This is a genomic window from Microbulbifer thermotolerans (assembly GCF_001617625.1).
Taxonomy (GTDB): domain Bacteria; phylum Pseudomonadota; class Gammaproteobacteria; order Pseudomonadales; family Cellvibrionaceae; genus Microbulbifer; species Microbulbifer thermotolerans.
This window is the reverse complement of sequence record NZ_CP014864.1, coordinates 3,505,621-3,527,595: the sequence shown is the minus strand read 5'-3', so window position 1 is coordinate 3,527,595 and position 21,975 is coordinate 3,505,621. Positions and strand designations below refer to the sequence as shown.

Annotated in this window: 17 protein-coding genes; 7 read left to right on the top strand and 10 right to left on the bottom strand. The window is 55.1% G+C overall.

Features of this window, described 5'->3' with window-relative positions; all coding sequences use genetic code 11:
* The first annotated feature begins 12 nt into the window (after positions 1–12).
* Positions 13–2,943, top strand: coding sequence for a TonB-dependent receptor plug domain-containing protein (locus A3224_RS14535; protein ID WP_082817554.1), 2,931 nt, complete (start codon positions 13–15; stop codon positions 2,941–2,943).
* A 49-nt stretch (positions 2,944–2,992) separates the two neighbouring features.
* Here A3224_RS14535 and metF read toward each other — a convergent pair whose 3' ends face one another.
* The 4 genes from metF to A3224_RS14515 all read right to left on the bottom strand — a co-directional run bounded on the left by metF (position 2,993) and on the right by A3224_RS14515 (position 7,560).
* On the bottom strand, positions 2,993–3,835 hold the full coding sequence (gene metF / locus A3224_RS14530) for a methylenetetrahydrofolate reductase [NAD(P)H] (protein ID WP_067156219.1): 843 nt from the start codon (positions 3,833–3,835) through the stop codon (positions 2,993–2,995).
* Positions 3,836–3,902: 67 nt separating this feature from the next.
* Entirely contained in the window at positions 3,903–5,279 is a 1,377-nt protein-coding gene (ahcY, locus tag A3224_RS14525; protein WP_067158089.1) for an adenosylhomocysteinase, read from the bottom strand.
* A 59-nt stretch (positions 5,280–5,338) separates the two neighbouring features.
* Entirely contained in the window at positions 5,339–6,559 is a 1,221-nt protein-coding gene (metK, locus tag A3224_RS14520) for a methionine adenosyltransferase (protein WP_067156215.1), read from the bottom strand.
* 44 nt (positions 6,560–6,603) lie between these two features.
* Positions 6,604–7,560 carry a metalloregulator ArsR/SmtB family transcription factor gene (locus A3224_RS14515; RefSeq protein ID WP_067156212.1) on the bottom strand — a complete coding sequence of 319 codons (957 nt, stop codon included), beginning with the start codon at positions 7,558–7,560 and terminating at the stop codon, positions 6,604–6,606.
* 270 nt (positions 7,561–7,830) lie between these two features.
* Between A3224_RS14515 and tkt the strand changes: the two genes are divergently transcribed.
* From tkt to A3224_RS14490, 4 genes are all read left to right on the top strand, one after another.
* The gene (gene tkt, locus A3224_RS14510; RefSeq protein ID WP_067156209.1) at positions 7,831–9,834 is read left to right on the top strand and encodes a transketolase; all 2,004 of its coding nucleotides are present in this window, start codon (positions 7,831–7,833) and stop codon (positions 9,832–9,834) included.
* Between the two features lie 84 nt (positions 9,835–9,918).
* Positions 9,919–10,938: a type I glyceraldehyde-3-phosphate dehydrogenase gene (gene gap / locus A3224_RS14505; RefSeq protein WP_067156206.1), complete on the top strand. Its 1,020-nt coding sequence runs from the start codon at positions 9,919–9,921 to the stop codon at positions 10,936–10,938.
* A 448-nt stretch (positions 10,939–11,386) separates the two neighbouring features.
* Positions 11,387–12,516 (top strand): IS3 family transposase gene (locus A3224_RS14495; RefSeq protein ID WP_407939252.1). Its coding sequence is split into 2 segments (ribosomal slippage): positions 11,387–11,645 and positions 11,645–12,516, totalling 1,131 coding nucleotides; the frame shifts between segments, so codons are not numbered across the junction.
* Between the two features lie 249 nt (positions 12,517–12,765).
* Complete coding sequence (locus tag A3224_RS14490; RefSeq protein ID WP_067156203.1) at positions 12,766–13,392, top strand: SMI1/KNR4 family protein; 627 nt, start codon at positions 12,766–12,768, stop codon at positions 13,390–13,392.
* A 499-nt stretch (positions 13,393–13,891) separates the two neighbouring features.
* Here A3224_RS14490 and A3224_RS14485 read toward each other — a convergent pair whose 3' ends face one another.
* The 3 genes from A3224_RS14485 to A3224_RS14475 all read right to left on the bottom strand — a co-directional run bounded on the left by A3224_RS14485 (position 13,892) and on the right by A3224_RS14475 (position 15,915).
* A complete protein-coding gene (locus tag A3224_RS14485; RefSeq protein WP_067156198.1) occupies positions 13,892–14,683 on the bottom strand; it encodes a DUF2884 family protein in 792 nt (263 codons plus the stop codon).
* Between the two features lie 168 nt (positions 14,684–14,851).
* Positions 14,852–15,679: a transglutaminase-like domain-containing protein gene (locus A3224_RS14480; protein WP_067156195.1), complete on the bottom strand. Its 828-nt coding sequence runs from the start codon at positions 15,677–15,679 to the stop codon at positions 14,852–14,854.
* 5 nt (positions 15,680–15,684) lie between these two features.
* On the bottom strand, positions 15,685–15,915 hold the full coding sequence (locus A3224_RS14475; RefSeq protein WP_067156192.1) for a DUF350 domain-containing protein: 231 nt from the start codon (positions 15,913–15,915) through the stop codon (positions 15,685–15,687).
* A 127-nt stretch (positions 15,916–16,042) separates the two neighbouring features.
* Here A3224_RS14475 and A3224_RS14470 point away from each other — a divergent pair, with 127 nt between their 5' ends.
* Positions 16,043–16,936 carry an SPFH domain-containing protein gene (locus tag A3224_RS14470; protein WP_067156189.1) on the top strand — a complete coding sequence of 298 codons (894 nt, stop codon included), beginning with the start codon at positions 16,043–16,045 and terminating at the stop codon, positions 16,934–16,936.
* A gap of 12 nt (positions 16,937–16,948) precedes the next feature.
* Complete coding sequence (locus tag A3224_RS14465) at positions 16,949–17,359, top strand: hypothetical protein (protein WP_067156186.1); 411 nt, start codon at positions 16,949–16,951, stop codon at positions 17,357–17,359.
* A gap of 207 nt (positions 17,360–17,566) precedes the next feature.
* Here A3224_RS14465 and A3224_RS14460 read toward each other — a convergent pair whose 3' ends face one another.
* The 3 genes from A3224_RS14460 to A3224_RS14450 all read right to left on the bottom strand — a co-directional run bounded on the left by A3224_RS14460 (position 17,567) and on the right by A3224_RS14450 (position 21,954).
* Positions 17,567–20,395, bottom strand: a complete 2,829-nt coding sequence (locus A3224_RS14460; protein ID WP_082817553.1) for a M16 family metallopeptidase — start codon at positions 20,393–20,395, stop codon at positions 17,567–17,569.
* Positions 20,396–20,628: 233 nt separating this feature from the next.
* Entirely contained in the window at positions 20,629–21,027 is a 399-nt protein-coding gene (locus A3224_RS14455; RefSeq protein WP_067156181.1) for a globin, read from the bottom strand.
* Positions 21,028–21,180: 153 nt separating this feature from the next.
* Positions 21,181–21,954 carry an alpha/beta hydrolase family protein gene (locus tag A3224_RS14450; RefSeq protein WP_067156178.1) on the bottom strand — a complete coding sequence of 258 codons (774 nt, stop codon included), beginning with the start codon at positions 21,952–21,954 and terminating at the stop codon, positions 21,181–21,183.
* Between the last annotated feature and the right edge of the window lie 21 nt (positions 21,955–21,975).

The following is a 21,975-nucleotide window of genomic DNA, read 5'->3' as shown; positions in this document are numbered from 1 at the left end:
TTGGAGGGTTAGATGGAGATTAAGTTCAAAAGGAATTTTTTAAGCTTGGCAATTATGTTTGCTACAGCTAGTGCGCCAACTGTTTACGCGCAAGTTGATGAGAAGAGTACCGACTCTGTAGACACAAATTCTCAGGTCGTAGAGGAAGTAGTCGTCACTGGTTCACGGATTAAGCGGGCCAACCTGGAAACAGCCAGCCCCATTACTTCCGTGAGTGCAGAAGATATAGAGTTAAGCGGTAATATTAGTTTAGGTGACTATCTAAATGAATTGCCCGCACTACGATCAACTTTTTCAAACAACAACTCAGGTCGTTTTATTGGTACCGTGGGGCTGAATTTGTTGGATTTGCGCGGCATGGGGTATGAACGCACCCTCGTGCTGCAAGATGGACGGCGCCATATTGGTTCATCTATCGGTACTTCAGCGGTGGATGTGAATACGATTCCTGAAGATCTTTTGCTACGCGTGGATACAGTTACTGGTGGCCAATCTGCTATTTATGGTGCTGATGCGGTTACTGGTGTGGTCAACTTTATCACTCGTGATGATTTTGAGGGGCTCAAGGTTAATCTGCATCATATGCAACCGGAACTGAACGGTGGCGAGGCAACTGAGTTCAGTGTGACATGGGGTAGTAACTTTGCCGAGGGCCGCGGTAACGTTGCGGTAAGTTTCCAGCACTCTCAAACTGCAGAAGTATATGGGAAAGATAGACCGTGGATTGCTGCTAGTCCTGGTTATCAGGTGAATCCTGCGGATACAGGTGATGACGGAATTCCTGATGAGATATTGGTCTTTAATACTACTAACAACCTACTGAGTGAAAATGGGGTTATTTGGGGAACACACCCCCTGACCACGATTTATGGTTATCCTTCATCTTATTTTCCTCTTTTAGGCAGCTTAGCCTCTGGCCCATATACTTTTACCAATGATGGTCAACTAGTGGCCTTTAATCCTGGCGAACATCCTCCGGGAGAAACTACATCTGTTGGTGGCGATGGCCTTAATTTTATTAGTTCTACACAGTTATATCCGGAATTGGATTCTCAGAACTATTTCGCCAAGGCCCACTATGACTTGAACGAAAGTACTCGTCTTTTTGTTGAAGCCAAATACAGTGTTAATAACGCAGAAAGTTATGGCCAGCCGTCATTCGATTACTTTGGTGACTTGGTAATTTCCGCTGATAACGCTTTTGTACCTGCAGAATTGAAGCAGGAATTGGATGATGCGGGTATGACAGAATTCTGGTATCACCGTTTCCACTCCGACCTGGGAATGCGTGGAGATGACGCCAAACGCGAAGTACAGCGCTATGTATTGGGCATCGAGGGTGATCTGATTGGTTCCTGGAGTTATGAAGCATACGCGGTATATGGTCAGTACGACGCAGAGGTCGATTATACAAACAACCGCCATAATGCTCGCTTTTTCGAGGCGGTAGACGCGGTAGTTGATCCTGGAACAGGTGAAATCGTCTGTCGTAGCGAAACGGCCCGTGCCAACGGTTGTCTGCCGATCAATCTATTCGGCTATGGCCTCAATAGTCAGGAAGCCATCGATTACTTTATGCTGCAGGACACTGGTTCTACGGAGAACATGACTCAGACCGTGTTCTCAGCCAGTGTCACGGGCGATCTCTTCGAGCTGCCTGCAGGAGCCCTCTCCACGGCCGTCGGTGTCGAATATCGGGAAGAAACTTCTGAGGTGGATTACGACCAGGTTATCAAAGATGGCGAGACTTTTATGAATGCTCTCGCACCGTCCTCGGGAGAGTATGACGTATCCGAGGTGTTTTTCGAAGTTTCGGCGCCTTTAGTGGAGGGACTGCCTGGAGTGGATAGCCTGACTCTTGGGGCCTCTGCGCGTTTCTCAGATTACAGCACTATCGGTGCAACGACTACTTGGGGCACCTCGATTGACTGGGCGATTACTGAGGACGTTCGCATCCGAGCTACCAGTTCTGAAGCGGTACGGGCTCCTAATATTGATGAGCTTTTCTCCCCGCTGGGACAAAACTACTTTAGCTGGGAGGATCCATGTAGTTATGACAAAATCGACGAAGCGCCCGATCCTGCCCAGCGTGCGGCCCGTTGTGCGGAGCTAGGAGTTCCTGCGGATTTTAACTCGGTTAAGGACGCTTCTAGCTTGAGTGGTTTAAGCGGCGGTAATACTGAGCTAAAAGAAGAAACAGCAGAGACAATTACCTATGGCTTGGCCATTACGCCGCGTTTCGCACCTGGGCTCGTGATCACCGTGGATTACTGGGACATGGAAATCACTGATGCGATTGACGGTATTCCCGCGCAGGAAATTTTGGAGCGTTGCGTCGATAGCGCTAGTATCAACAATATCTATTGTCCGCTAGTGCCGCGTGACCCTTCCACTGGTGAGGTTATCTCTTTGACATCACCTTTGCTCAATATTGCTAGCCTAACTGCTCGTGGTATCGATTATCAGGTGGATTATTCATTCGAACTGTCTGAGCTTGTTTCTTCAGAGTCCGACTGGGGCTCTCTCAAGTTCAGCTTGCTTGGTACTGAGCTATTGGAACGTAACGATTATCCATTCCAAGACAATCCGGATGACCCGGATGAGGTTCGCGGTGAGTTGGGAGATCCGATCCGCAGCTATACAACGAATGTCACCTATTATCGTGGCGATCTGCAGATCAATTGGCGTAGTCGTTATATTGATGACATGCTGTTGATCGAAACAGATCAACGCAGAGATCTTCAGGATCCATACAAAACGCCGAGCATTCGGTATCATGATTTGCAAGGTCGCTATAAGTTTGCGGATTTTGAGGTCTACGGAGGTGTCAACAATATTGAAGATGTCGAGCCCCCTGTGGGACTCTCCGGCACCGGTGGTGGGTCAGGCATCTACAATACTTTGGGACGTAATTTCTATTTAGGAATAAATTACACCTTGTAATACCTCCTAAGTGAAAAAAGAAGCCCGGTGATTGCCGGGCTTCTTTCTATTAGAGTTGTTGACTAATCGCAAGAGACGTGAGAATCGCCGCGCTCGGCTCCACCTGATTCATCGTATAAAAATGCAACCCCGGTGCCCCACCTTCCAATAGGGTTTCGCACAGATCTGTCACCACTTCCAGCCCCAATTTTTTGACATCTTCCGGGTCGCGGTAGCTCTCCATCCGCTGGCGCAGCCAGCGCGGGATTTCGGCGCCGCAGTTACGGGAGAAGCGAGCGAGGTTGGTGTAGTTGGTGATGGGCATAATGCCGGGGTAGATCGGTTTGTCGATGCCGGCTTTTTGGCACTGGTCGATAAAGTAGAAGTAGGCATCGGGGTTGTAGAAGTATTGGGTCAGGGCGCTGTCGGCACCGGCGTCGAACTTACCTTTCAGGTAGCCGATGTCGGCGTCGTAGCTTTCGGCTTCCGGGTGAATTTCCGGGTAGGCCGCTACTTCCAGATGGAAGTGGTCACCGGTGTGGCGGCGGATAAAGGCGACCAGTTCGTTGGCATAGACCAGCTGCGCCACTGCCCCCATGCCGGAAGGCATGTCACCGCGCAGGGCGACGATGCGGTTTACGCCTGCATTTTTGTACTGGTTCAGCAGGCCGAGAATAGTCTCTTCGTTATCGCCGCCAAAGGATAGGTGGGGGGCAATGGAAATGCCGTCGCGGCGCAGGTTGGTGACGATGTCTGCGGTGGTTTCCCGGGTAGTGCCGCCGGCACCGTAGGTGACGGAGAAGAATTCCGGGTTGAAGGCCTGCAGAGCCGCGCGGGTTTTGTAGAGTTTTTCCCGGCCATCGGGGGTTTTTGGGGGGAAAAACTCAAAACTGATACGGATGGAGTCGGTCATAGTGCAATTTTCTTTCTCCCCGGGTTTTATGGATTCCGGCCTGCGCCGGAATCCAGTACCGGGATAATTAATATTTATAGCTTTCTGGCTTATAGGGGCCGTCCACGGAAACGCCGATATAGTTGGCCTGGTCTTCGGTCATACGTGTAATTACGCCGCCGAAGCCCTGCACCATATAGCGTGCCACTTCCTCATCCAGCTGTTTCGGCAACACTTTGACGTAGAGCGCGGATACTTTTTGATCCGCTGGAAGGTCGGCGAATTTTTCTTTGAACAGGTGGATCTGCGCCAGCACTTGGTTGGCGAAGGAACCGTCCATGATGCGGCTTGGGTGGCCGGTGGCGTTACCCAGGTTGACCAAGCGGCCCTCGGAAAGCAGCAGCAGGTGATCGTTGGTTTCGCGGTTGCGGATAACCTTGTGCACCTGTGGTTTCACTTCCTGCCATTCCCAGTGTTCGCGCATGTAGGCCGTGTCAATTTCATTGTCAAAATGGCCGATATTGCACACCACGGCCCCGCTTTTGAGCGCTTTCAACATTTGTGCATCGCACACGTTGGTGTTGCCGGTGGTGGTGACAATCAGGTCGGTATTACCGAGAAGTTCTTTGTTAATGCCTTCGTCGGTGCCGGTGTTGATCCCATCGATATAGGGAGACACCAGTTCGAAGCCGTCCATGCAGGCCTGCATGGCACAGATAGGGTCAACCTCGGATACGCGGACGATCATGCCTTCCTGGCGCAGAGAGGCGGCAGAGCCTTTACCCACGTCGCCGTAGCCGATGACCAGCGCTTTTTTACCGGCCAGCAAATGGTCGGTGGCGCGTTTGATAGCGTCGTTGAGACTGTGGCGACAGCCGTATTTGTTGTCGTTTTTGCTTTTGGTTACTGAATCATTGACGTTGATTGCCGGTACTTTCAGAGTGCCCGAGCGGAGCATTTCCTGCAGACGGTGTACACCTGTGGTGGTTTCTTCACTGATGCCGTGGCACTGGTCGAGAATTTCGGGGTATTTGCGGTGCAGCAGTTCGGTCAGATCGCCGCCGTCGTCGAGGATCAGGTTCGGCTGCCAGCCGGGCACGTCGGCGCCGACGGTGCGCTCCAGGCACCACTCGTATTCTTCTTCTGTTTCACCTTTCCAGGCAAAAACCGGAATGCCGCGAGCGGCGATGGCGGCGGCGGCGTGGTCCTGCGTGGAGAAAATATTGCAGGATGACCAGCGTACTTCGGCACCCAGTGCCACCAGGGTTTCGATTAGAACCGCTGTCTGGATGGTCATATGGATACAGCCCATGATACGCGCACCGGCCAGTGGTTGTTCGGCCCGGTATTTTTCCCGCAGTGCCATCAGTGCCGGCATTTCGCCCTCGGCGATTTCTATTTCGCGGCGGCCCCAGTCGGCCAGGTTGATGTCGGCAACTTTAAAATCTTTGAATTCGGTACTCATTTGGTTCATTTCTCAACCTAATTAATTTGTAATGCTTTCGGGAGCGGTTGTGGCCGCTATTACAGGCCTGCCTGGTCGCGCAGTGCTGCAGCTTTATCTGTTTTTTCCCAAGGGAAAGCAGTAAAGGTCTCGCTGCGTTCCTCACCGTTGCTGTCCACCCAGCTGTAGGTGTGCTCAAAGGGATCGCGGCCGAAGTGGCCGTAAGCCGCTGTAAGCTGGTACATGGGGTGCAGCAGGTCTAACGCTTTGGCGATGGCGTAGGGGCGCAGGTCGAAATTCTCGCGCACCAGTTGAATCAGTTTGTCGTCGCTCACCGCACCGGTGCCAAAAGTATTGATGGAGACCGAAGTGGGTTCAGCCACGCCGATGGCGTAGGACACCTGGATTTCGCAGCGCTTGGCTAGACCGGCGGCGACGATGTTCTTGGCCACATAGCGGCCGGCGTAAGCAGCGGACCTGTCCACTTTGGACGGGTCCTTGCCGGAGAAGGCGCCGCCACCGTGACGGGCCGCACCGCCGTATGTGTCGACGATGATTTTGCGCCCGGTGAGGCCGCAGTCGCCAACGGGGCCGCCGATCTCGAATTTACCGGTGGGGTTGATGTGGTACTTGGTGTCCGCGTGCAGGAGTGAGGACGGCAAGACATGGTGCACTATCAGCTCCAGCACGGCTTCGCGCAGGTCTTCCTGGCTGACGTCTGGATTGTGCTGGGTGGACAGTACCACTGCGTCGATGGCGCAGGGTCTGCCCTGGTCGTCGTAGCGGAAGGTTACCTGGCTCTTGGCGTCTGGGCGCAACCAGGGCAGCAGGCCTGATTTGCGCGCTTCCGCTTGGCGTTCGACCAGGCGGTGAGCGTAGTAGATGGGCGCGGGCATAAAGGTTGGGGTTTCGTCGGTGGCGAAGCCGAACATGAGTCCCTGGTCGCCAGCTCCCTGATCTTCCGGTTTGGCGCGGTCTACCCCCTGGGCGATGTCCGCGGATTGTTTGCCGATTACATTAATCACGCCGCAGGTCTCGCCATCGTAGCCCACGTCGGAGGAGGTGTAGCCGATATCGGTGATCACCTTGCGCACCAGATCTTCCAGGTCTACCCAGGCGCTGGTGGAGATTTCGCCGGCAATCACGGCGATGCCGGTTTTCACCAGGGTTTCACAGGCTACACGCGCCTGTTTGTCCCGCGCCAACAGGGCGTCGAGCACGGCGTCGGAAATCTGGTCGGCGATTTTGTCCGGGTGCCCCTCGGAAACCGATTCCGAGGTAAACAGTTTGTATTCACTCATGTGATCTCTCCGTTGATTGGTGGGGCAGACACCCACCGCGCCCCTCAGGGTTTGATAAATTCGCGAATCTGAATCTGAAAACCGTTGCGCAGTGCACTGTAGACACTGCGCCCCTTCTGCAGCCCCGCGCTCTCGGCCCAGGCCTGCAATTGTTCCGGCGCGAAGCCCAGCCACAGGTCGCCACAGGCTTCGCGGGCCCAATCCTGGCGGTGCTCCTGCAGCTCTGCGATCAGCAGCTGCCCACCGGGCTTCAGCGCCACCTGCAGGTCCTGGAAAATCTGCGCCGGTTCCGGGGTGTGGTGCAGCACCATATTGGCCACTATGGTATCGGCGCTGTGTGGTCTTGCGGCTGCCTCGCGGGTGTCGCCGCAGATAAATTCAATATTCCCAAGCCCCCGCTTGGCGGCGAACTGCTGCGCTCGCTCCATCATGGTGGGCGACAGGTCCAGTGCGGTAACCCGCTCGAAGCGGCCCGCCAACTCCTCCAGAAACTCCCCCTCACCGGGGCCCACTTCCAGCGCGGTACCGCCGGGCTTTAACAATTGCGCCACCTGGGGGCCGTAGACCTCGTAACCGGCGATAAGCTCCTGTTGCTCGCGGAAGCGATTGCCGTAGTCAGCGAAGAAGCGCCGTGATGCTTCGGCGCGCTCCCGCGCCACGCGCTCCACGCCGTCTGCCAGCTCGGCGCGCAACGACAGTTTGTCCAAATCGGCAAACAGCGGTTGCAAACCGTCGCCACTGCGGCGGTAAAAAAGGTTGTTCCCCTCGCGCCGCTTGGTGACCAGATCCGCCTGGGCCAGCACCTTCAGGTGGTGGGAAAGTGCCGGCTGGCGCAGGTCGAAGATGCGGCACAGCTCCAGCACGCTGTAGGAGCCCTGACTCAGCAGTCGCAGTATCTCCAGGCGCAGCGGATCGCCGGCGGCCTTCAGGCGCGCGGCCAGCTGCGCTATGTCGCCACCGCTGGCTTCAGAGCGGTGTGGGGTTTGCGTGGGTTCAAGCATGGCGGGGAGTCTAGCAGGGGTTTCCTATATATCAAAGTTTTTTGATATAGATTCATTGAAAGATTTTGATGGAATTTGATCTTCTTACGCAGGCAGCGGAGTGGCGCCTTTATTGTTACGGATTTCAGGGGCCGCCCTTTGCGCCCGGCGGCTGATTACGGGAAAATACGCACCCTTTTAAAGCGGCCGCGCCTGGGCGCGCCACATTTTCGCTGCCGAGGTGTATCTCCGATACGCTCGGCTCCAATTCGCTTTCAGAGAGTTGATCCTATGCCTTCCCGCAACCCGTCCCGCACCGAGCTGGCAAACGCTGTTCGCGCCCTGTCCATGGATGCAGTCCAAAAAGCCAAAAGTGGCCATCCCGGCGCGCCCATGGGCATGGCGGATATCGCCGAAGTCCTGTGGAACGACTACCTGAAACACAATCCGGCCAACCCGAATTGGGCCGACCGGGACCGTTTCGTGCTCTCCAATGGTCATGGCTCCATGCTGCTCTATTCCCTGCTGCATCTGTCCGGCTACGACCTGCCGATGGAGGAGCTGAAAAACTTCCGCCAATTGCACTCCAAAACTCCGGGCCATCCCGAGTACGGCTATGCGCCGGGCGTGGAGACCACTACCGGCCCCTTGGGGCAGGGGATCACCAACGCTGTGGGCATGGCGTTGGCGGAAAAGGTTTTGGCCGCCCAGTTCAACCGCCCGGGCTATGAACTGATCGACCACCACACCTATGTCTTTATGGGTGATGGCTGCCTGATGGAGGGCATCTCTCACGAGGCTTGCTCCCTGGCCGGTACCCTTGGGCTGGGCAAGCTGATTGCCTTCTACGACGATAACGGCATCTCCATCGATGGCGAGGTGCAGGGCTGGTTCACCGATGACACGCCCAAGCGTTTCGAGTCCTACGGCTGGCACGTGATCCCGGGTGTGGACGGCCACGATCCGGCGGCGATCAAGGCGGCGATTGAAGAGGCCCGCGCCGAGACCGAAAAGCCCACTATTATCTGCTGCAAGACGGTGATCGGTTTTGGCTCTCCGAACAAGCAGGGCCGCGAAGAGTGCCACGGTGCGCCTCTGGGCGAAGATGAAATCGCCCTGGTGCGCGAGACCATCAACTGGCCCCACGCTCCTTTCGAGATTCCCCAGGAGATCTATGAAGGCTGGAGTGCCCGCGCCAAGGGCGAAGCCCAGGAAGAAGAGTGGAAAGATATCTTCGCCGATTACCGGGAAGAGTTCCCGGAACTTGCGGCGGAGTTCGAGCGCCGTATGAGCGGCGAGCTGCCGGCGGACTTCCTCGTCAAAGCGGATGAGTATATTAAAGAATGTCAGGACAAGGCTGAGAAGATCGCCTCCCGCAAGGCCAGCCAGAACACCCTGAATGCGTTTGGTCCTCTGTTGCCGGAATTCCTCGGCGGCTCCGCTGACCTGGCCGGCTCCAACCTCACCATCTGGTCGGGCTCCAAAGGCGTGACTGCTGGCGACGCCTCCGGCAACTACATCTATTACGGTGTGCGCGAATTCGGCATGAGCGCCATTATGAACGGCATCGCCCTGCACGGCGGTTTCGTTCCCTACGGTGCTACCTTCCTGATGTTCATGGAATACGCTCGCAATGCCGTGCGCATGGCCGCACTGATGAAACAGCGGGTGATCTTTGTTTACACCCACGATTCCATCGGTCTCGGTGAAGATGGCCCCACCCACCAGCCCGTAGAGCAGCTCACCGCTCTGCGTTCGACCCCCAATCTGCACACCTGGCGCCCGGCGGACACCACTGAATCTGCGGTCAGCTGGAAAATGGCCGTGGCGCGCAAACACGGCCCCAGCGCACTGATATTTAGCCGCCAGGGGCTGGCGCCGCAAAGCCGCGACGAAGGACAGGTGAAAGCGATTGAAAAAGGCGGTTATATTCTGGCTGACTGCGAGGGCACTCCGGACGCCATTATTATTGCCACCGGCTCCGAAGTGGAACTGGCCATGGCGGCCCGAGAACTGCTGTCCGACAAGAAAATCCGCGTGGTATCTATGCCCTGTGCCGAAGCCTTTATGGAGCAGGATGAATCCTACCGCGAATCCGTACTGCCTTCCTCTGTTCGCGCCCGCGTCGCCGTAGAGGCCGGGCACAAGGATTACTGGTACAAATTTGTCGGCTTCGACGGCGCTATAGTCGGCATGGAAAGCTTTGGTGAATCCGCCCCCGGCGGCGAGCTGATGAAACACTTCGGCTTCACCGCAGAAAATGTGGCCGAAACCGTGAAAAAACTACTCGGATAAATACCGAGTGTTTTTCTCCCCCGGGCCCCTGTCTCCGTCAGCGAGAAGACCCGGGGGAGAGAAATAAAAACCGAGGAACCCACCATCCAACAGCCAGCTACAACCAGACTTGCCATCAACGGCTACGGACGCATAGGCCGTTCCGTACTGCGCGCACTTTATGAATCCGGTGCGCGGGATAAATTACAAATCGTCGCCATCAACGAACTGGCCGACTGCGCCACTATTGCCCACCTCACCAAATACGATTCCGTCCACGGTCGTTTTTCCGGCCACATAGCTGTGCAAAATGACATCTTGACCGTCAACGGCGACCCCATTGCAGTGACGCATTACAACCGCTTGGAAGAGTTGGACTGGTCAAAACACAACATCGATATCGTATTGGAGTGCACCGGCAGTTTTTTCGAGCGCGAGCGCGCGGAATTGCACTTAAAAGCCGGTGCTCGAAAAGTGCTTTTTTCCCAGCCCGCCAGCCGGGATGTGGACGCCACAATTGTCTACGGTGTCAATCACCACAGCCTCACCGGCAAAGAAAAAATTATTTCCGCTGCCTCCTGCACCACCAATTGCAGCGTGCCGGTGATCGATGCATTGCACAAGGCATTCGGTATAGAGGCCGGTGTCATCACCACCATCCACTCGGCGATGAACGACCAGCCGGTAATTGATGCCTACCACCACACCGATCTGAGAAAAACCCGTTCAGCGGTGAACTCCATAATCCCAGTGGACACGGGCCTGGCCCGCGGTATCGAACGTATCCTGCCCCAACTCGCAGGAAAATTCGAAGCCCAGGCAATGCGCGTGCCCACCGTCAACGTCTCCGCCATCGACCTCTCTGTGCAGTTGAACCGCACAGTGACACAGAGCGAAGTCAACACACTGCTAAAATCCGCAGCCGAAACCGAATACAACGGCATCCTCGGCTACACCGAAGAACCCCTCGCATCCTGCGACTTCAACCACGACCCCCGCTCCGGCATCGTCGATGCCAGCCAGACCCGTGTGGCTGGCGGGAAGCTGGTGAAAATATTGATCTGGTTTGATAACGAGTGGGGGTTTGCGAATCGGATGTTGGATGTTGTTCGGATAGTGAAGTGATAGCATTTTAATAGAATTATTTCTATTAAATTTGCTCGGACTTTTGTTTTTCGATTTTATTTCTCTAAGATGCCGGCGGCATATAAATGCTGGTATTTACAGCGCATTCCTTGGTTTCTGTCAGGGCGATTTTGACAGCGGATTAAATTTCTAATTTTAAACTGCAGCTTAGACAGTTTATTTATTTCTGTCTTTTATTTGTAATGGCGTGTGATAGCGCAATATGTCCTGTTTTGTTAGTCTTCCCACCCAAAGCTCATAGAAGCCCTGAACTTAAGTAAGTTGATAAAAAAATAAGGAGAGGGACCTGTGCCTTTCAAGGTATCTTCCGTATTTGTTGTGGGATTTTTGAGTGTGTTTGGTTTGTTTTTTTCAGCCAATGACCTGCTCCCCACTTTCTAGTCCACTTCAATCCTAGTAATGTTCATCACCAATGAGGACGATGAACATGAAGAAACGTTTTACTGAAGAACAGATTATCCCAATCTTGAAGGAAGCTGAGGCCGGTATCCCGGTGAAAGAGCTTTGCCGCAAGTACAGTATTTCGGATGCCACTTTTTACACCTGGCGTAAGAAGTATGGAGGTCTGGAGGTATCTGAGGCCCGGCGGCTCAAGGCCTTGGAACAGGAGAATGCCCGCCTTAAGAAGCTGCTGGCGGAGTCTCTATTGGATCAGGAAGCATTGAAGGCTGCCCTTAAGGGAAAGTACTAACCGTCGGCAACAAGCGCGAGGCCGTACAAATCATGCGGTCGGAAACGACTATCTCAGAACGTAGGGCCTGTTCGCTCGTCGGGTTATCTCGCGCGTCCATGCGATACCAGTCCAAAAAGGCTACAGAGTCTGAACTGGCTGAACGTATCAAGGAAATAGCACTCGAGCGACGGCGATTCGGCTACCGGCGAGTGCACCAGATGCTGCGTCGGGAAGGGCTGAAAGTGAACCATAAGAAGGTCTATCGGTTATATCACGAGGCGGGACTAGCCGTCCGCAAACGTAGGCGTCGCAAGGGCGTTATGGTTGAGCGACAGCCTCTATCGCTACCGGAAACCCCGAACCATACGTGGTCGATGGACTTCGTGATGGATGCTCTGGCCAATGGCCGTCGTATCAAGTGTCTGACCATTGTCGATGATTTCACCAAGGAGTGTCTCGATATTCAGGTAGCCAGCGGGATATCTGGAGAGCAGGTGGTGAGGAGTTTGGATGCCATAGCGGCCTTCCGTGGTTATCCCAAAGCCATCAGGACAGATCAAGGGCCGGAGTTTACCGGCAAAGCGCTTGATCAGTGGGCCTATCGCAACGGGGTTGAGCTAAAGTTGATCCAGCCAGGGAGGCCGACACAAAACGGATATATCGAGAGTTTCAACGGCAAATTTCGGGATGAATGTCTCAATGAGCACTGGTTTCGGGACTTGGCTCATGCTCGGGGGCTGATCAGCCAGTGGCGGCAAGACTACAACGAGCAGCGGCCACACTCATCGCTGGGCTATCAGACACCGGCGGAATTTGCAGCAGCGTTCAGGTCGCACAAAAAAGAATCTATCAACACGAACATTACTAACACGAGGTTGGATTAAAAATTGGGGGCAGGTCAACACAGGAATGCACGGCGCACGCAGCGGGAGACGCAATGATAGTAGGGCGTAGCTTCGAGAGAGATCAGGGATTTGCGCGAGTGTCCCATTTTATCTATCCATTTATATGTATGGATAAACAGTATTTTCTATGAGGTAGAGAATGTTGCAATATGGCTGGCGTTGAAAGCTTTTTGTTTTGTGGGTGTCCATGATTCGTTATGATTCACTTTCAGTTAATGAGGAAAATTAATGTTTGGCAATATTGAAAGTATTTTGAAGCAAAAAGCTCCCTTAATTTTAGAAGCATTTCAGGGCGCAGCTGAGGAGTCTAAAATTGAACAATTGGAATCATTGGTTGGTACTGTACTGCCAAATGGCTTAAAACAAATGTATCGCTCTAGAAATGGCTTCGATAATGAAAAGGTTGCAAATCTTTTTTATGGTTTTCCATTCTTGGATATAGACGTAATTATTCAGGCTCAAGAAAAATTAAAATCGAGCAATAATTTGGAGCCTCTTAGGTACGCAGACCATGAGATAAAAAGCGACTATACATTTGGTTTAAAACGCATAGCAATTGGGGACGATTCGGGAACTTCATTGCTATGCGTTGACCTTGATCCTTCTGATACAGGTAGTTACGGTCAAATTATTCTAGTTGATTATGACATGGGGGTTGCACTAAGGCTAAATTCTTCAGTTGAAGAATTATTACAGCAGTTTGAGGCAGACCTAAGTAATGATAAATACAGTCTTCAGGAGGACGCATTGGAAGATGGTGTGCACTGGTTAAAGCCAAGCAAAGAAATTGACCCAGTAAATTGGTTTAACTCACCACGCTGGCAGTATGTTAACACTGCTCTAAAAAATAGCTAAACAAAATGTGAAATCCATCAATTGAAAAAATGATGGAAAGTCTACTGCATATTCAGTTCGCTGTTGCTGGAGCTTGCTATACGGATAAGTAGACCCGGAGTCCGGTGTGGATACAGCTTTATTGGGGTGTGACAGCACTATTAGGAAGCCCGCGACGGTATTTTTCAAAGATAGGAAAAATTTAGGAAGTGACCGGGAGGGGATGGGTAGATGAATCACCCCGGGTCTATCGTAGGCCAACGCTCTTGATAGAGTTAGCCAATGAACAAGAAATATGGATATTGTCCAAAGTGCGGGAATACCGAAATTGGAAGGTAAAAAACTGCTGGAATCAAGTCTGGTGAATTATCTGGGCAGGTATGCCGAAACAGATAGTACGGCAGTGGATATTCAGAAGAGGTAATTTAGGATTTCCAGATTGTAGTTTCGGGTGTGCTGTTGAGTGTGTCTTATCCGATTAAAAAAGGCCGCGCAGGGCGGCCAATCTTTGGGGGGTATTTTACAATTCGATGTTGATAATGTCGTAGGGCGCCAGTTCAGGAATGGCACTGTGGAGTGTGTTCTCGAGTTGATCGATGGTTTGTAGTTGTCCGCATAGCCGCTTTGCTCTCAGTTCCAGTTGTTTGCCCCGCTGTTCCACTTTTTCTCCCGCTTCTTCCGCAGCCGCTTCGGCTTGTTGTTCGATACTGCGACCGCCGGTGAATACGGCTTTGAGTGCCTGCCAGGCGATGGTGCCGGCGGAGTCCGCGGCCAGCGCTGCGATTTTGGGCTCTAGCTCTTCTTCCACTGTTTGCTCAATTAATGCATCGATATCCGGATCTCCCAAGGTGTAGATTTCCCCCTCTTCGTTGAGCCGGGCTTCAACCCGGCGCAGGAGGTCGTCGGATGCCTGTTGCAGTTCGGCATTGTTTGGGTGGTCAGGCCCGGCGAGTGCGGTGAGGGCGACTGATATGCCGTTTAAGGCCAGGTCGACCGCTTCCAGGGAGATCAGCAATATTTCCCGTCCCGAGCCGTGCAGTTGGCTGTGGTATTCCCGCATCAGCTGCTGCTGGCGGTCGTCGAGTTGGATAGCCTGGCCCTCGATTACCAGTTGGGTCGGTGTTTGGAAGCGTACCGGGATGTCCGCATTCTCACTGTCTTCACGGATTTCCAGGAAGTCGGGGCCGACGCGCACAGTCCGGTTCAGGTCCGCGTTACAGTTGTCGCCCTCACCGGTTGAGAGGTGGATACCCCCGGCCATGGCGGTGCCCGGCAGAAGTATAGCGGCGGATAGTGCGAGTGGTTTCCACATGGGGTTGGTCTCCGGTTTTCGTCTATTGTCTGTAAGACGGCTTAACCCTGCGTTTGGATGCAGTGGATGAAAAAATTTCTGCGCAGGTGCAGCGGTGTCCGGGCGCGAGTGGAGGGCCTGATGGCAAAGGGGGGGATCAAGGTAAAGGGCTGAGCCCCGTTTGCGGGCTCAGCTGCGGATAAACTGGGACTTTTTCACCCAGTGGCTGCCGCGGTATTTGCGCGTTGGACGAGTGTCTTTCTTGGCCCAGAAGAAGTGGCGATTGAACTGGAATTCGGGCTCGTAGCCTTCTGTCAGCGCCGCCAGCGGCAGTGCCTGCCAGTTGGACAGTCGGCGCTTGCTGGTGGCTTCCAGCAGGTACTCTTTGTTATCGACAATCGCCACCACCCAGGCGTGGCCCTCGCCGTTGTGGGTACCGAGTACCACCCGGGCGTCCACACCCAGCTCAATCAGCCAGTCCGCCAGCAGTATGGCGTGGTCTTCGCAGTCGCCCCGTTTTTGGTAGAAGGCCTGGCGGGAGGTCTGCCAGATATCTGTAAGGCCCGCGTACTGTAAGTGGTCGTACTGGTATTCCTTGCGGATGGCGAGGGTATACAGCGGCACCCACAGCTGTTTGGTGTTGAAGGGGCGGAAGCCGACCAGATAGCTGTTGGCGAAGTGGTGTTTGTTGTCCAGGCCGCGGGCCGAGGCTGTGACCTGGGGGATGCCCTGCCAGTTCCACACCGATACATAGGCGCTCTGCTCGCGGCTGCGCCGGGCGACAATCTGTTGAATCGTCTCTTCCGGCAGGGGACGGCTGGTGCCGACAACCCTGACCACACCGTACTGGCGATCCCGCTGGACACTGCCCGGTGCATTGATATTGAGCCGCTGATCGAGCGCTTCTTCCAGTTGCCGTCCGGTAGTTGCCGCTTCCCGCCGCTGTGTCAGTTTCACGGCCAGGTCCGGCAGTGTGAGCAGGGTGCCGAGGCAAGCGATAAAGAGCCAGCCACGCATACCACTTAACCCTTGAGCCCGAAGGATATGATCAGAGCGACGAAGATCAGTATGGTCGAGGCAAAGATGGCCACGGCAATATTGCCGTTTTTCAATTCGCCCTCGATATCCACATGCTTGAGCAGCTTCTTGTCGATTGCGATCAGAGCCGCCATACCGATCAGCAGAGCTAGTAGGGTATAGAGCAGGTTGATCCCCAGGTTAAATAGGGTTGCGGTGATAAATTCCAGTTCCATAAGCTTCTCTGATTGATGAATTACCGGGATACGCTGGCGCAGGCCAAAGGGAAATCACTTGTGCCCCTGTGGCGGCTGACATATCTTATCCTATTTGAAAATTAAAAAAGATATACGGAGATTTTGTATGCGATCAGTATGGGTCTGGATTCTTGTTGTTGTTGCGCTGGGACTCTCTGCCTGCGGAGATCGGGTGGAAGTTCCGCCGGCCCACGTGGGGAAAATACTGACCAAGAATGGCTATAAACCCGAGACGGTGCCACCGTCCAAGTTCCGTCTGGATATGTGTTTCTACTACTGTGACAAGCTGATTACTCTTGCCACAGCCGATTTTGGGCACAGAGAACAATTCCAGTTGTTTATGCCCAAAGATCAGCTGAATATGAGTTTCGACGTGCGGATGACGGGCGCTGTCAATAACGAGATGATCGATAATATCTTTGATCGCATTCCTCCGACCAACAACAATATATCGGTCAATCATATATACGGTACCTACGCGCAGCCGGTTATTCGTGATGTTGTGCGCCGGGTGGTTGCCAAGTATTCCATCAATGAGATCGCGTCCAGCCGTGAAGCGCTGAGCCAGGAGTTGTTTTCCGAAGTTAAGGAGGCTCTCAAGGGCACACCGATCGTGATTAAGCGCCTGGGGCTTGCCGATGTACAGTTTCCGAAGGTTATAACCGAAGCCAAAGAGCGCGCTGCCGAGCGCCGCGAGCTGATCGAGCAGGAAAAAGCCCAGTTCGAAATTCAGAAAATTCAAATGGAGCGGGATCTGGAACGGGAGAAGATGAATCGCGCTATCGCCAGGGAAAAAGCTCTGGGACAGAAAGAGGTGAATGATCTGCTGGCGAAATCGGTCACCGACAAGTACTTGGCCTACCGTACCCTGGAGGTGCTCGAAGCCATGGCGGAGTCCGACAACAAGGTGTTTGTGCCGGTGGAAGCGCTGGGTACTATTGGCCTGCAGCAGGCTGTTTTCAGTAATGAAGTCAAGCATGTTGCGAAGAAACGCCAGTAAAGGGGCGCTGTGATGGATTTCAATTCGCAAATTTCCAACTGGCTGGTCGCCGTGCTCGGCGGCCTGGCTTCCTGGGTGGTGATTGCCGCCTGCGCGCTATTGGCCATCAATGTCTTTTTCCGTGTGCGGTTGCTCCACGCACGGGGAGATGGGATGCACTGGTTGCTCGACCGCAGTCTGGTGATCCGCTTTTTATGTCTGTTGTTTTTTATCTGGGTGTTGATCGGTTTCAACAGTAATGCGCCTAAACTGACACTGGCGCCGGATTACAGTGCTGAGCAGCAGGCGATAAAAAACGCGTTGAGCGAGAAAACTGGCGGTGTGCGAGATTTGTCGCCGCGCCGGGAAACAGCCGCTGAAACCAGTGAGCGTTTACAGTCTTTGCGTGAGGCGCAGAAAGAAGAGACTGTCGGAGAGGAATAGGAGCCGTTTGGACGGGGCTTGGATACTGAGCGCTCCGATACCAGTGAAAGCACCCGGAATCATCAAGAGTGCCTCGGGGCGCTCAGGCAGTAGGTGGACAGCGCAAATATGCCGGATACAGAAGATACGAGCCTTATTTGCGCCGTCCATTTTCTGATCGGGCCCCTGAGTCAGCAGCCCTGTTGCTCATGACTCAGAGGTGACTTCTCAGTTCGCGGCCAGGGACGGCATCCGGTTGCCGTCGGCATCCAGCTCCGCAATGGGGCCGATATTCAGGCTGCGGATCTTTTCCTCGATCTTGTTCTTATCCCCCACAATCACCCAGGTGAACTGATCCGGTTTGATGATCTGCCGCGCCAGGTCGTGAATGGTCTCCAGATCGGTGTTGCGGATCAGCTCGGCGTAGCCGTTCATGTAGTTCAGCGGCCGCTCATAGGTAACCATGCTCGCAACCGCACCGGAGACTGCTTGTATGGTTTCAAAGCGCCCTGGTAGTTCATTGATGCGCTTGGCTTTTACCTTGCTGAGTTCTTCCTCGGTGGCTGGCGCATTGCCGATATAGGAGCGCAGTTCCTTTTGCAGTTCTGTCAGGGATTCCGCGGTTTTATCGGTCTGCACTGGTGCGTAGACCAAAAGCGGCTGTTGGCTCTTGGCGCCGGTGAAGAAAGAGTAGGCTCCATAAGCCCAGTGTTTCTCCTCGCGCAGATTCATATTGATGCGCGCGGTGAAGGTACCGCCGAGGATGTCGTTCATCATGTGCAGGGCTTCGCGCTCGGGGGTTTTTTCCGAGGGCGCCAGAAGGCCGCCGATAATGATGGACTGTTCGGAGCCGGGTTTGTCAATTAGGAAGACACTGGCTTTTTCCGGGTGCGCCACTTCCGCTAGGTTTTTCTGTGGCAGAGGAACGTCCGGTGCGCGCCAGTCGGCAAAGTGGTTTTCCAGTTTTTGTACCAGCGTGTCCAGGGTGATATCGCCCACGGCAACCAAGGTGGCGTTGTCCGGACGCATCCAGGTGCGGTGGTAGTCGACCAGGTCTCCGCGGGTCAGGGATGCGATGGATTCCTCGGTACCGGAGCCGGTGAGAGGCACGCCGTAGGCGTGGTCTTTGCCGTAGAGCAGCGGCGGCAGACTGCGCAATGCCATGTCCATTGGCCGGGTTTTTTCCTGCTGTATGGCGGCGATCCAGCGGCTGCGCTTGCGTTCGATTTCCTCGTCGGAGAAGGCCGGGTTCAGCACTATATCGGCGAAGAGTGCCAGAGAATCGTCCAGGTTGACGGTGAGGGCATTCAGGCGCACTTCTGAGGTATCGATAGCCGCGAAGGCCGAGATGCGCGCGCCCAGCATTTCCTCGCGGGCGGAGATTTCCAGTGCGCTCAAGTCTGAGGTGCCTTCTTTCAACATGGACATGGCGTAGCTGGAGGAGCCCAGTTTTTTGCCCTGGTCGGCGGCATAACCGGCGTCAAAGATCAGGCGCAGGTCCACGATTGGTACAGTGTTGCGTTCTGCCAGTACGACTTTCAGTCCGTTGGACAATTCCGCCGTTTGTAGTTCCGGGAAGGGCACGGAAGGGAATTCGCCGGTATCCGGCAGCTTGGATCTGTCGGCGCCGCTGTCGGCCACTTTGTATTCCGGGAAGGGGTGTACTTCCAGGTTGTAGTCGCCGCTTGAGAGCCATTTCTGAGCCGCGGCCTGCACTTGTTGCGGCGACAGTTTCTGTTTCTCGGCCAGGGCCTCCATGTAGGCGGTGGGGTTGTTCAGATAGAGTTCGCCCCGGGCGAGTATTACGCCTTTGCCGTTCCAGCCGCCGACCTGTTCCAGGTTGCGCGCGTAAGTGGCGTACTCGCTCATATTGACTCGTGCCAGCTCCTCCGCGGTTGGCCCCTCTTCCAGGAAGCGCTGCAACTCCTCTTCAATCGCTGATTCCACTTGGGACAGCTCGACGCCGGGTTTGGCATCGGCGACTACCCGGAAAATCGAGGCCAGCTCGAATTCGTCAACGGTGGCGTACACTCGGGTGGCGATCTGGTCCTGATAAACCAAGCGCTTGTAGAGGCGCGAGTTCTTGCCGTCACCGAGCACCGCTGCGGCCAGGGCCATAGCGCCGGCATCTTCGTGTCCCAGGTTGGGGGTGTTCCACACCTTGTACAGGCGCGACTGCGCCACCCGGTCGTACATTTGCTCGCGCTTGGTTTCGTCTCGCTTGGCGATCCAGGCCTTCTTCTTGATTAGCGGCGGCCCGGCAGGAATGTCTCCGAAGTATTTACTCACTTTCTCCCTGGCCGTTTCTACGTCGATATCACCAGCCAGAACCAACACTGTATTGGCGGCACCGTAGTAGGTTTTGAACCACTGGTGCACATCGTCCAGGCTGGCTGCGTTCAGGTCCTCCATGCTGCCGATGGTGGTCCAGGAGTAGGGGTGGCCTGCGGGGAATATGGCGGCTTGCATCTTTTCCCAGACCTTGCCGTAGGGCTGGTTCTGGCGCTGGCGTTTCTCGTTCTGGACCACGCCGCGCTGCTCGTCCAGCTTCTCCTGGGTGATGGCGCCGAGCAGGTGGCCCATGCGGTCCGACTCCATCCACAGCGCCATGTCCAGTGCGTTACTGGGGACGGTTTCAAAGTAGTTGGTGCGGTCCAGCCAGGTGGTGCCGTTCATACCGGTGGCCCCGGCCTGCTCGAAGGGTTTGAAGTATTCGTCGTTGTAGTTTTCCGAACCGTTGAACATCAGGTGTTCAAACAGGTGGGCGAAACCGGTGCGGCCGGGCTTTTCATCCTTGGAACCCACGTGGTACCAGACCCCCACAGATACGATCGGTGCCTTGCGGTCTTCGTGCACGATGACCCGAAGCCCGTTGGGCAGGGTGAACTTTTCGTAGGGGATGTTCAGTGCCTCGGTGGCGGCCTGGGTGGTGCTCAACTGTGTCTGGGGAGCGGGCGTTGAGGAGTCGGCGGATGCGTCGGGCTTCGGCGCCTCGCCGCAGGCGCACAGGGCCAGTGACAGCGCCAGAGGAGCCCAGCGCAAATTTGCGGTCTTCATAGCGGTTTCCTTGCTTGTAGTTGTTGTCCCGAAACTGCCATACCGGCGCTTCGGGAGACCGCCGGCGACAGGGGCCGGTTTCAGCCCCTGTCGCTGTGCACCGGCATCCAACCGGCTGCGGCATCCCTGCGCGCTGTAGGAAATGATGGGGTGGCAGTTTCTGTTCGGATTTTATACCGGCCCTGTGCGGGGCTGGCAAACCGCTACCGGACGCAGGGTGACCGCTGTGCGTCTCAGTAGGCTCCGCGAATGATCTCGATGCCCGGTTGAATCGCTCTGCGCCAGGCGGATTCAACGGTGTCGGAGAACTCCGGGTCGTGCCGGCGCAGTGTTTTCATCAGCGCTTCCAGCCACAGGTGATAGAAGTCCGGGCGAACATTGTAACCCCTGCGGGAGTGACTCTCGCCGAGAGCGCGCAGCTTGGTGTCGGGCAGGCCGCGGGCGTGCAGCACCAGCTGCATAATGCCGTTGCGCAGCAAGTGGCGCTGCTGTTTCATGTCGGTTTCAGTGAACATAGCGCGGACTTCTTCGGAGCTGCTCATAAAGAAGTCGTAGAAGTCGACAAAAAACTGTTCGTTGTTGCAGCATCGTCCGTAGCTTTGAAAAACGATATCGCTATCGGCTGGGTCCATTGCGGATACTCCCTGTGATGATTACGCATGGTTTTTGTAGGGTTATGCCGCGCGGATTCTAGCGGCGGGGGGGACGGGCGCAAGGACTTTTTTTGCCGCTGCCATTGTGCAATTCGCTGCGCGGTCCTCCTGGGCGCGCGGATGTGGGTGGATTTAACCCCGTTTCCCGGACAGATAGGGCTCGGCCCAGGCGGCCAAAGTGTTGGCCAGGTAGTCCGCGTCCGCGCGCCGGGTCAGCAGGTGGTCGGCCCGGTCCAGGCTGATAAAGCTCTTTGGGTGCCTGGCACGGTTGTAGATTTCCGCTGCCTCATCGATGGACACCGTTCTGTCCACAGGCGAGTGATAGATCAGCAAAGGCCGGCCGAGATCGCCGATATAGTCTGCCTTGTGTTTGTCCAGATCATCGAGAAATTGTTTTTTGATGACAAAGGGACGCCCGGCCAGTTCCACCTCGGCTTGACCCTGGTGGCGGATAGTGTCCAGGGTGCAGGCGAACTGCTTGACCACGTGATCCGGGCTTGCTGGCGCGGCGATGGTGACAATGGCCCTGGCTTCCGGGATATCCCCCGCGGCGGCTAGTACCGCGGCGCCGCCGAGGCTGTGGCCGATCAACAGGTCCACCGGCCGGTGGACCTTGCGCAGAAAGCCCGCGGCGCATAGCAGGTCTTCTACATTGGAAGAAAAATTGGTATCGGCGAAACTGCCTTGGCTTTCGCCCAGGCCTGTGAAGTCGAAGCGCAGTACCGCGATGCCGAGATCCGCCAAGCGGCGCGCGACGCGCGAGGCGGAGAGCACGTCTTTACCACAAGTGAAGCAGTGGGCGAAGAGTGCATAGGCCCGCGGTTCGCGCCCTTCCGGCATTTCCAGTATGCCCGCCAGGCGGGCGCCGTTGCTGCCGGGAAACTCGACCTTGTGCCGCTTTGACATACACACCTCTTCTTTACCGGG